The organism is Pseudomonas sp. P5_A2_2, assembly GCF_054177685.1.
Genome location: NZ_JBGCUL010000095.1, coordinates 1 through 10511 on the forward strand (window position 1 = coordinate 1; position 10511 = coordinate 10511).

At 58.9% G+C, this 10511-nt stretch carries 14 protein-coding genes; 6 read left to right on the forward strand and 8 right to left on the reverse strand.

The features are described 5' to 3' along the window. Positions 1–17: 17 nt before the first annotated feature. Both ACXRVY_RS09480 and ACXRVY_RS09485 read right to left on the reverse strand, forming a co-directional pair. Positions 18–341: an antibiotic biosynthesis monooxygenase family protein gene (locus tag ACXRVY_RS09480; RefSeq protein ID WP_223459352.1), complete on the reverse strand. Its 324-nt coding sequence runs from the start codon at positions 339–341 to the stop codon at positions 18–20. Further along, positions 338–1045 carry a CTP synthase C-terminal region-related (seleno)protein gene (locus ACXRVY_RS09485; RefSeq protein WP_223459349.1) on the reverse strand — a complete coding sequence of 236 codons (708 nt, stop codon included), beginning with the start codon at positions 1043–1045 and terminating at the stop codon, positions 338–340. Before ACXRVY_RS09485 ends, ACXRVY_RS09480 begins: the two co-directional genes overlap by 4 nt. Before the next feature lie 15 nt (positions 1046–1060). Here ACXRVY_RS09485 and ACXRVY_RS09490 point away from each other — a divergent pair, with 15 nt between their 5' ends. Beyond that, the gene (locus ACXRVY_RS09490; RefSeq protein WP_223459347.1) at positions 1061–2002 is read left to right on the forward strand and encodes a LysR family transcriptional regulator; all 942 of its coding nucleotides are present in this window, start codon (positions 1061–1063) and stop codon (positions 2000–2002) included. A gap of 6 nt (positions 2003–2008) precedes the next feature. On the opposite strand, the gene ACXRVY_RS09495 is transcribed toward ACXRVY_RS09490, so the two are convergent. Continuing rightward, on the reverse strand, positions 2009–2542 hold the full coding sequence (locus ACXRVY_RS09495; protein WP_223459345.1) for a DUF1003 domain-containing protein: 534 nt from the start codon (positions 2540–2542) through the stop codon (positions 2009–2011). A gap of 125 nt (positions 2543–2667) precedes the next feature. Next, positions 2668–3279, reverse strand: coding sequence for a TetR/AcrR family transcriptional regulator (locus ACXRVY_RS09500; protein WP_223459343.1), 612 nt, complete (start codon positions 3277–3279; stop codon positions 2668–2670). Positions 3280–3494: 215 nt separating this feature from the next. Between ACXRVY_RS09500 and ACXRVY_RS09505 the strand changes: the two genes are divergently transcribed. Beyond that, positions 3495–4553, forward strand: coding sequence for an MBL fold metallo-hydrolase (locus tag ACXRVY_RS09505; RefSeq protein WP_223459341.1), 1059 nt, complete (start codon positions 3495–3497; stop codon positions 4551–4553). Between the two features lie 23 nt (positions 4554–4576). Here the strand turns inward: ACXRVY_RS09505 and ACXRVY_RS09510 are convergent, their stop codons facing one another. From ACXRVY_RS09510 to ACXRVY_RS09520, 3 genes are read right to left on the reverse strand one after another with little or no spacing between them, the layout of a single operon-like run. After that, positions 4577–4897, reverse strand: coding sequence for a helix-turn-helix domain-containing protein (locus ACXRVY_RS09510; RefSeq protein WP_223459339.1), 321 nt, complete (start codon positions 4895–4897; stop codon positions 4577–4579). Beyond that, positions 4890–5252, reverse strand: coding sequence for a type II toxin-antitoxin system RelE/ParE family toxin (locus ACXRVY_RS09515; protein WP_263289677.1), 363 nt, complete (start codon positions 5250–5252; stop codon positions 4890–4892). Before ACXRVY_RS09515 ends, ACXRVY_RS09510 begins: the two co-directional genes overlap by 8 nt. Before the next feature lie 46 nt (positions 5253–5298). Further along, entirely contained in the window at positions 5299–5616 is a 318-nt protein-coding gene (locus ACXRVY_RS09520) for a helix-turn-helix domain-containing protein (RefSeq protein ID WP_223459337.1), read from the reverse strand. A gap of 243 nt (positions 5617–5859) precedes the next feature. Here ACXRVY_RS09520 and ACXRVY_RS09525 point away from each other — a divergent pair, with 243 nt between their 5' ends. Both ACXRVY_RS09525 and ACXRVY_RS09530 read left to right on the forward strand, forming a co-directional pair. After that, positions 5860–6228: a hypothetical protein gene (locus tag ACXRVY_RS09525; protein WP_223459335.1), complete on the forward strand. Its 369-nt coding sequence runs from the start codon at positions 5860–5862 to the stop codon at positions 6226–6228. 24 nt (positions 6229–6252) lie between these two features. Next, positions 6253–6942 carry a DUF6933 domain-containing protein gene (locus ACXRVY_RS09530; RefSeq protein WP_223459333.1) on the forward strand — a complete coding sequence of 230 codons (690 nt, stop codon included), beginning with the start codon at positions 6253–6255 and terminating at the stop codon, positions 6940–6942. A gap of 19 nt (positions 6943–6961) precedes the next feature. On the opposite strand, the gene ACXRVY_RS09535 is transcribed toward ACXRVY_RS09530, so the two are convergent. Next, positions 6962–7927: a hypothetical protein gene (locus tag ACXRVY_RS09535; protein WP_223459331.1), complete on the reverse strand. Its 966-nt coding sequence runs from the start codon at positions 7925–7927 to the stop codon at positions 6962–6964. Positions 7928–8046: 119 nt separating this feature from the next. Between ACXRVY_RS09535 and ACXRVY_RS09540 the strand changes: the two genes are divergently transcribed. Both ACXRVY_RS09540 and ACXRVY_RS09545 read left to right on the forward strand, forming a co-directional pair. Further along, on the forward strand, positions 8047–9837 hold the full coding sequence (locus ACXRVY_RS09540) for a SulP family inorganic anion transporter (protein ID WP_223459329.1): 1791 nt from the start codon (positions 8047–8049) through the stop codon (positions 9835–9837). Positions 9838–9881: 44 nt separating this feature from the next. Continuing rightward, positions 9882–10511, forward strand: a 630-nt coding sequence (locus ACXRVY_RS09545; RefSeq protein ID WP_458237297.1) for an alkaline phosphatase family protein, incomplete at its 3' end; no start/stop codon positions are given.

Consider the following 10511-nt stretch of genomic DNA (forward strand, 5'->3'; position numbering starts at 1 on the left):
GAATAACACCGCATCAATTACAGGCTGAACCCATAAGCCCGCTCAACCCGGCACACCCGTGTATGACACCGCGCATACCAGGTCGAGCGCCCACGCTCGCGAATGGCCGTATGCTCCGGATGATGTTTCCACGCCAGAATCGCCTCCTCACTGGCCCAGTACGACACCGTAATGCCAAGCCCATCCTCGCCCCGCGCCGACTCCACCCCGAGAAACCCTGGCTGTTCACGGACCAGTTCCAGCATCCGTGCGGCCGCTTCGGCGTAACCCAAATCGCCCTCGGTGCGCAGTGAGGTGAAGATCACCGCGTAGTAAGGCGTCGCTGGCGTATCGGCGATCATGCCGAGCGCCCCGCACAGGCCTCGACAAAGGCGTTCACCAACGGCGGCAAGATGCCCTTGAGCGCCGCCCGCTCGGGTTGGAACAAAGTCGCGACAAAGAACGGATGACCGCTGAGTTCCACCGCCCGCAGTCCGTGTTCCGAATCGTGGCCGACGGCGTGAAGTTCGCGCTTGAGCAACTCCCCTTCGAACTGCGGATTCACGCCATAACGACAGCGATAGCCTTCACGAATCTCGGAGCTTTCGTACGCCTGGGCGATCAACGAGCCTTCACGTAAATGAATGGTATCGACCGCTTCCACCAGCGCGCACGTCAGCGGTGTCAGCAGCGCCCGTGCTGCATCGGGCGAAGTCTCGCCGTGTTCGGCATCCGACCAGCCCAGCACATTGCGCGCATATTCCAGCACCGCGTGTTGAAAACCGCCGCAGGTGCCGAGGAAAGGTCGCCGCTGTTCGCGGGCAAAACGAATCGCCCGCAATGCACCGTCCGTGTTGCGGTACGGGCTGGCTGGCACACACCAGAAACCGTCGAATGTGTGCAGCGCTGTCTCGGCGTGGATTTCATCGGTGGCGAGCCAGTGCCAGTGCAGGTTCAGGCCCGTGTGTTCGGCGACCCTTTCGAGGGCGACGGGAATGGCCTGGTGGGCGGTGACTTGTGGGTCGTAGTCGCCGATCAGGGCGATGCGAATCGGGCGGGTTTCCATGCGAGGCCTCTACACTTGTTGATTGCTGGTGCCCACTATAGATTGGCGTTCACGCATTCAATATTGGCGTTTTCCCAAGTGATCAATGCAGCGACGCACTATCGACTGGACTACCCGGACCTGGCCCTGATCCTCGCTCTGGTGCGCGGCGGCTCTCTGGCCCGGGCCGCGCAACTGCTGAGGGTGGATGTCTCGACGGTGTTTCGAGCGGTGCGCCGGCTGGAGGCTGCGCTGGGTCGGCAACTGTTCGAAAAAAGCCGCGCCGGTTACCTGCCCACCACCCTGGCGCAGTCCCTGGCGGAACAGGCCGAGCGCGCCGAGCAGGCACTGGAGGCGGCGCGCATTGGTGTCGAGCAGGGCGGTGAAGTGATCAGTGGCATCGTGCGCCTGACCTGTACCGATTCGGTCCTGCAAGGTTTGCTGTTGCCGGCGCTGGCGCAGTTCATGCCGAACTATCCGGCGCTGACCCTCGAACTCAGCACGTCCAATGATTTTGCCAACCTCAGCCGCCGGGATGCCGATATCGCCCTGCGCCTGACCCGCACGCCTCCGGAGCATCTGGTGGGACGGCGGCTGGCGGATGTTTCCTACCGCGTGTGTGCCAGCGAGCGATACCTGCGATCGGTCAACACCACCGATCTGGCCGCATTGACCTGGATCGCCCCGGATGACTTCCTGCCCGATCACCCGACCGTTACCTGGCGTCGCCAGGCTTTGCCGGGGGTAACGCCGGGCTATCGCTGCAACAGCATGCTGTCGGTGACCGAGCTGGTCAGGGCGGGGCTGGGTATAGCGGCGCTGCCGGACTTTTTGATCGGCGACGGATTACAGCCGCTGGGCGAGCCGTTGCACGGATACGACACCACGCTATGGCTGCTGACCCGTCCCGACTGCCGCGCCTTGCGCTCGGTGGTCACCTTGTTCGATGAGTTGGGACGGGCGCTGAAACAGCCGTGAAGCCATTCAGGCCTTAGGCTCATTCTTGCGCACGAAGTGCTGATGCATTTCCGTAGTCAGGTTTTCGATGCGCTCGGTGAGGGCCTTGGTCATCTCCGTGAGACGGGTGTTCTGCTCAAGCAACTCCAGCAGTTGCGCAGTGTTTTTCGCGGCCTGCGCCTGTCGCTCACTGTTGGCGGTCGCCAGCGCTTCGCGGTGCTGCGCATCGGCATCGGATTGGGCTTTGTCCCGGGCGGCCTGACGCGTCTGGGCTAACAGAATCAATGGTGCGGCGTAGGCCGATTGCAAGCTGAAAGCCAGGTTGAGCAGGATGAACGGGTACAAATCGAAGTGGGTGAAACCGGAAAGGTTGAGGCACACCCAGACCACCACGATCAGCGTTTGTGCACCGAGAAAAGTCGGTGTGCCAAAGAACCGCGCAAAGGCTTCGGCGCGCAGGGCAAACTTGTCATTGCCAAAGGTCGGCGCGAGGTGGGCATGAGGGCGATGGAAACGCAGGTGATCGACGTGGGCGGCGGTTTCGTGGCTGGTGCTGGTCATGATGCTCTCTGTTTGGCGCTGGGACTGAGGCTCACTATAGCCTCAGTGCCAGTTTCATTCTGAAACACATTGCGCCATTCAAGTCAGCGCCATCAATCCTTCGACACCGCCGTTGACCTTGTCATTTATTGCACCTGATAGCAGGCCAGAAACATGTCTAGCGCGGACTCGGCCACCCGGTGTTGTTCTTCGGCTGACAAGCCGGGTTGCCCCATGGAAATCTGCGGCCAGAATGCAAAAGACTTGAGCAGGCCATGGATCTGTTGAGCGGCGAATTCGGGAGCCACGGCCTTCAATCGGCCATCCGCTTGAGCGGCCCGAATCCACACTGTCAGCCCTTCTTCGCGTTCGCCCATTCGCGCCACCATATCCTGCGCCCGCTCCGGGGAATGAATCGTCGCCGCTATCGCCACCCGCGCCAGGTCGAGAAAATTGTCATCGCCCATCATTTGCAGCTTGGCCATCAGCAGCGAACGCAACTGCTCGCGTAGCGGCTGGTCGGAACGGTAGGACGTTTCCTGTTCCGCCGTCACCCGGATCCATAGCTGATTGAGGATTTCTGCGAACAACTCTTCCTTGCTGGGGAAGTGGTTGTACACCGTGCGCTTCGACACACCGGCAGTGGCAGCAATCTTGTCCATGCTGGTGATCTCGAAACCGTTGTCACGGAATTCGTTGATCGCCGCTTGAATGATCGCTTGGCGTTTTCGGTCGGTGAGGCGCTGTGGAGCTGTCATAAGTACGCTTCGGCAGGAGGAAGAGGAGAATTACACTCAGCAGTTTACTTGTCATCGACTTTGATGCAACCTAGAAACTACACTGTGCAGTGTAATGTTTTGTTAATCCTGCCCAGTAAAAATAGAAAGTCCGGCTGATGCGTGCGTGCCTTGGCCATTTATCGTCCCAAAGCGGAAAATCGCGTCATGCGCGGTTTTTCTGGAGTCATTCAGTCATGGCCAATTCAAACTCCCCGGCGGACAACGCCTCCACACCTGAAGCGTCCCGACAGGCTCAAGGGCAGTACCAAAACTTCACGCCGGTGCAACGTTTAAGCTTTGGCAAAACCATGGGCATCCTGTGGAACGCGCTGTTCCACAAACCGCAAAACACCCGCCCGAGCGCGCCCGTCCCGGTACAAGCCCTGACTCAAGCCGCGTTGATCGCAGCGCCCAACAACAGCGTCTATCGCCTGGGCCACTCCACGGTGTTGCTCAAGCTGCGCGACAAGTTCTGGATCACCGACCCGGTCTTCGCCGAGCGCGCCTCGCCCGTGCAGTGGGCCGGCCCCAAGCGTTTCCACCAGCCACCGATCAGCCTGGAAGAATTGCCACCGATCGAAGCGGTGATCCTGTCCCACGATCACTATGACCACCTGGATCATGCGGCCGTGCTCAAGCTCGCGAACAAGACCAAATATTTCCTTACCCCGCTGGGCGTAGGCGACACCCTGATCAAATGGGGCATCGACGCCAGCAAAATCCGCCAGCTGGATTGGTGGCAAGGCACGGAAGTCGATGGCATCCAGTTCATCGCCACCCCGTCGCAGCACTTTTCCGGTCGTGGCCTGTTCGACAGCAACAGCACCCTCTGGGCCTCGTGGGTGATGATCGACGGCGACTCACGCATCTTCTTCAGCGGCGACAGCGGCTACTTCGACGGCTTCAAACGCATCGGCGAACAGTACGGCCCATTCGACCTGACTCTGATGGAAACCGGTGCCTACAACGTCGACTGGCCGCACGTGCACATGCAACCCGAACAAACCCTGCAAGCCCACCTCGACCTCAAGGGCCGCTGGCTACTGCCCATCCACAACGGCACCTTCGACCTGTCGATGCACGCCTGGTACGAACCCTTCGACCGCATCCTGGCCCTGGCCTGGGAACGCAACGTATCGATCACCACACCGCAGATGGGCGAGGCGTTCAACCTGATGCATCCGCAGCGCGGTGGGGCGTGGTGGCTGGCGGTGGAAGGGGAGAGTGATCGGGTGGTCGCTCATAACGCGTAGTGCAGTTAGCTGAGGTGTAGACCTCAGCTAAAAACCACGTCAATTCGGCCTTCTTTGCGTGAGCGCGGGGCCGACTTGACCACGATTTGCACATCACGCCCGAGAAGTAACAGGCATTCCATCATCTTGGCCTCACTGATCCCACGAAATTTTCCGCGCAACATTTCAGATAGCTTGGGCTGTGACAGACCTAAAATTTCGGATGCCTGAACCTGAGTCAAATGACGAGCCTTGATGATTTCGCCTATTTTTGCGGCCAATTGGGATTTGACTCGCATTTCATTGGCGTTGGGTGTCCCGAGGTCTTCGTAGACGTTGCCACTGCTTTCTTCGATTTCAATCATGTTCTGATCCTTTTGCGTGTTCCTGCGCCGCTTGAAGTCTCTTCCTGATCAAATCGACGTCGCACTGCGCGGTTTTGATTCCCGTGGTCGACTTTTTCTGAAAACAGTGCAGAACATAAACAGCATTGCCAAAACGAACGGTATAAACGGCGCGATAGGTGTTCGTATCGAAGTCCTCGATCAACTCAAGGACTCCAGCACCACCAAAACCTTTCAGTGGTTTTGCATCCGGGTGCTTCTTGCTGCTTTGGGCCAGATCAAGAGCGTGGCCAAAAACGTCCTGTACATCTGCGGGCATCTGCTTGAGATCTTTTTTGCTGCTGCTAACCCACAGGAGTGGCTTCCTTGTACTCATGTGAAAATATACCTAAATGGGAATAATCGTCAATCGATGAATTGGCTCACTCCACCATCGCAAAATCCGCCCGCCCAACCGGATTCGGCGTCGACCCCTTCACATTCATCCCTCGACCCGGCGCAAACCCCGGGAAGAACGCCAACCCCTCCGATTCGAACCGATAGGCCAGTGCCAGACGTGTGACATCCAGCACCTCCTGGCGCGCCTCGAAGCGTTGAATGGCCTCCACCGAAACCCGGGATTCCCGCGACAGCTCTTGCATACTCCAGCCCAGCATCGCTCGGGCCTGGGCGCAGTGGGCCGGGGTGAATTGGAAGAGGGCGATACGTTCCAGGGTGATTTTCATCGCTTGAGAGGCCATGGTGTTCTCCGGGCTCGAGAGTATTGGTCAAAATATACTGTGTTTTTGTACAGTTGTTTTGAGCCGAGATCAAATGCAATTTTTGAAGTTTCTTTTCGGCCGGACGAGCGGTGACTGTCCCGATGCGTGGGGAAACTGTCGAAGTCGCCAGGGAATCACGACGCGAATTGAGGGTTGGTAAAGGCGGTTTTTTTCGCAAGAATAGCGCTTCGCACTGTTCAGGTTTTCATGCAGGAGAATCTCATGCCGATCCTCGAAAGCGACTGGAAGAAGTTCAAGGAACTGCGCAAGATTGCGCTCGACCGTTTCTGCCAAGGTGTTCTTGCCGATGCCAAGGCTATTGCAGAACATGGCGCATTGTCGGCTCATGCCCGCTACGGCATGCTTTACGGCATGATCCATGATCGAAACAAGGATATGGCCCAGGCGTTTGACTACAACAGCCAATCCCGTTCAAGTGCGCTCCGGGGCTTGTGGCTGATGGTCATGCATGACTTGCTGACCGAGGCAGAGCTATCAACTCTCAGCGAAGATGCGCTGAGATACATTGCCGAGGTTGTTCGCCAGCCCTACGAACTTGAATGGGTCGACGAGATCGTCCCGCAGGACTGACCAACCAATACCCGAGAACCAGGGATGCTGATTTTCAACTGCACCGAAGCGGCCAGCAAATTCTTCAGTCGTGTGCACAAGGGCAAGAAAGTCACCAGGGTGGAAAGTCCACCATCGCCCGTCATAGAAGACGATGAGCCTGATGAGTCCGCCGAACAGTGGCTGGTCCATGCCGTCACTGTTCAACGCAAACATGTGCTGTTCGCCATTCACATCCCGACTCGTTACTGCATGATCTTCGCCGATGCCAAAAAGGCCGACGTCGAGGGGTTTGTTCAGCGTTTTACTGATCGCTGGATTAGCGGGCTGATACGCCATGCAGGGCAGTTCGACATCCTTCAGTGGGTCGATGACGAGCCGATGATGGAACGCTTTCAAGAAAATTGCAGCCAGTTCATCCTGTACCGGCGCAGCCATCGCAGTGCGCAAAAACACATCGATGAAATCGCCTGGGTTTTTCAGGGTGTTGCCGCTGAGCGGGGCTCTTTACCGCCGGACGAGATTTCTGCAGAGCGCTTCGACGGCGAAATGAATGACTACCCAAGAAACAGCAAAGGCCATAAAGACTATTTCTACCCGGATTCGGAAATGATGGCTCACTGGTTACGTCGATACTGCGGCCTCGACGCATCAGGCATCCAGACTGCACTGGATCGACGTATGGAAGTGAAGCGGGAGATATGGGCGCTGCAAAGGGAGCTCAATTCGCAATGAACCAACGCTGCGCTTCGTATTACTTGCCCTCCAACCCCGGCGCTTCCCGCACGATAAAGTGATCCAGGTTTTCAATGTTGGCGCTGAACACCCCGAACGTCTGCTCGGGGTTTTTCTTGCTCGGCACCTGCTTCAGCTCGGGCGTCACGCCATAAAAGAAGCAGTACAACTCCCGCCCGCTCTCGATGGCGTGTTTGATCTCTTCCAGGAACGCCTTGCGCTTGCGGTAGCTGTCGATGAGTTTCTTGCTCAGGTAGACATTGACCGAGTACGGCTTTTTCTCGAGCCAGACCTTCTTCTCGAAGTCGATGCGAAAGCTCTGGGTGTAGTCCTTGATCTCCTTGACCTTGCCCCAGTAAATCAGCCCCTTGTTGTCTTGCAGGTATTCGATCTTCTTGAAAAACGACCCGTAAGGCGCGGTGTGCTCGCCAATCTTCAGCGGCACGCGCTTGAGCAAATCCTTGTCGTCGAAGTTCGACACGAAACACTCCACCGGATGGGCGAAGACGCTGGTCTTGTCCGGGGCCGATTCCTTGCTCGGCTGCTCGACGTTGCTGGTCACCGAAGGCGTTGGCGACTCATCCCGCAGCCCGTCCGCCGCGACCTTCGGGCTGGATGGCTTACGCACATACTCACGGCGAGTCAGTAACAATTCCGACGGGAAATTTTCCTCGCGGCTGTCATCCGTTTCCGTCTCGTCCACACCCGACGTAGGCGTCTTCAAGCTGACATAAGGGCAACCCTCGACATGCCGCGTACTTGGCAAGTTCTTGAAGTGCGGCGTGCGTACGTAATTCACATTCTTCGCGTTGAACGTGCCCAGCTCATTGGCCGCATCGAACGCCAGGCGACAGGCATCGTTGGGGCACTGGAAGTGTTCCCTGGCGGAATCGAAATCCATCGTCTCGTCGAAATTCAGATCCCGAACGTCGTAGATCGACAACTTGTCGTTGAGGCTGAGGCAGTAGGCGAGGTCGAATTTCATGTCGGCTTCCAGGTCCTTTAGGTGACCAGCTTCCAGTGATGGCGTATTCGAAGCAATAGCTACACTGAGATCACTTCGATATCGCCTAGTCTGCATCGTCCATCAAAGAGGGCGGTTTTATGAGCCATTCAGATGCTTCGCCTCCGCTCCCGGAGCCGGGCCGGATAGCCCGCCGGGATGAACAGACCGGTTGGCGCCGCTGGCTACCGGGGCTGGGCATGCTGCGCGAGTATCAACCGGCATGGTTGCGTTACGACATCGTGGCCGGCCTGGTGCTGACCACGATGCTGGTGCCCGTCGGTATCGCCTATGCGGTGGCCTCGGGCGTGCCGGGCATTTATGGCCTCTACGCGACCATCGTTCCGCTGCTGTTCTATGCCTTGTTCGGCCCCAGTCGAATTCTGGTGATGGGGCCGGATTCCTCCCTGGTGGCCGTCATTCTTGCCGTCATCCTTCCACTCTCCGGCGGCGACCCGCAGCGTGCCGTCGCCCTGGCGGGGATGATGGCGATCGTCTCGGGAGCGGTGTGTATCCTGGCCGGTATCGCGCGCCTGGGTTTTGTGACCGAGCTTCTGTCCAAACCGATCCGCTACGGTTACATGAATGGGATCGCACTGACCGTATTGATCAGCCAACTGCCCAAGCTGTTCGGTTTTTCGATTGAGTCCAACGGTCCATTGAGAGACTTATGGTCCATCGCCTCAGCGGTGATGGAGGGTAAAGTCAACTGGACCACCTTCATGGTGGGCGGGCTCACCCTGGCGGTGATCCTGCTCCTCAAAAGGTGGCCGCGGTTGCCGGGCATCCTGATCGCCGTGGCAGGAGCGACAGTCGCCGTGGGTGTGCTCGACCTTGCGACACGCGCCGGTGTGTCGGTCCTCGGTTCGCTCCCGCAAGGTTTGCCCGGTTTCGCCATCCCCTGGATCACCAGCGCCGATATCGTCCCGGTGTTGATCGGCGGTTGCGCCGTCGCCCTTGTCTCGTTCGCCGACACCAGCGTGCTGTCCCGTGTCTATGCGGCGCGGACCCGAACCTACGTCAACCCGAACCAGGAAATGGTGGGCCTCGGCATCGCCAACCTGGCTGCCGGTTTTTTCCAAGGCTTCCCGATCAGCAGCAGCTCGTCACGTACGCCCGTGGCCGAAGCCGCCGGAGCCAAAACCCAAATGACCGGCGTCGTCGGCGCACTGGCGGTTGCCTTGCTGCTGGTGGTGGCGCCGGACCTGCTGCAACATTTACCGTCCAGCGCCCTGGCGGCGGTCGTGATCGCCTCGGCCATTGGCTTGATCGAGATCACCGACCTGCGCCGGATCTATCGCATCCAGCGCTGGGAATGCTGGCTGTCGATCGTCTGTACGGTCGGCGTAGCGGTGTTCGGCGCGATCGAGGGCATCGGCCTGGCTATCGTGATTGCCGTCATAGAATTCCTCTGGGACGGCTGGCGCCCGTACTCCGCGGTATTGGGCCGCGCCGACGGGGTCAAGGGCTACCACGACATCAAACGCTACCCCGACGCGCGCCTGATCCCCGGCCTGGTCCTGTTTCGCTGGGATGCGCCCTTGTTTTTCGCCAACGCCGAGCTGTTCCATGACCGAGTGCTGGACGCCGTGGCGGCATCGCCCACGCCGGTGCGCTGGCTGGTGGTCGCCGCAGGGCCGGTCACCAGCGTGGACGTGACCTCCGCCGACATGCTGGCCGAACTGGACGACACCCTGCACGCGGCGGGTATCGAGTTGTGCATTGCCGAGATGAAGGACCCGGTCAAGGACAAGCTCAAGCGGTTCGGGTTGTTTGCGCGGCTGGGGGAGACGGCGTTTTTTCCTACGATTGGGGCGGCTGTGGATAGTTACGTGGCAAATTATCGGGTGGATTACAGGGAGCGTGAAGATGAAGGGAAAGGATTGCCGTGAAACCCGCAAGATCGAAACAGAGACTTCATATCAAGGAGCGAACCATGCCGAACAACTGGCCCGCCGGGATTGAGCACGTTGTCGTGCTGATGATGGAAAACCGGTCATTCGATCATCTGCTGGGGGATTACACCCGCATCAACCCGGCGTGTGACGGTATCGACCGTCACGCACCCAGCACCAATGCGCTGAAGCTGGCCAATGGCAGTTCGACGGTGATCACCCAAGCATCGGAGTTCCCGGAGAACTACAGCCTGTGGGCGCCGCCGCCCCCTCTACCTCCGGCGCTGCCGCCGAGTAACAGTGAGGGTTTCGACCTTGGCCACGAGTTCGTCAACGTAGAGAAACAACTGGGCGTCTCCTTCAAGACCAGCCCGGCCAACCCTACACTCGCCGGTTTTGCCCAGGACGCCTACGACAAGGCCCGCGCCGACCTGAAGGTCTACAAAACCTGGTCGCAATCCATGGCCCAACGGGCGATGAACTACATCCCGTTCGGCGCCACCCCGGCCGACGATACGTTACCGGCAATTCACGGACTGGCACGCAATTTCACCGTGTGTGATCGCTGGTTTTCCTCGGTGCCAGGCCCCACCTGGCCGAACCGTTTTTTTGCCATGCTCGGCAGTTGCAATGGCCACCTGCTGATGCCCTCCACCGGCACGGTACTGGCC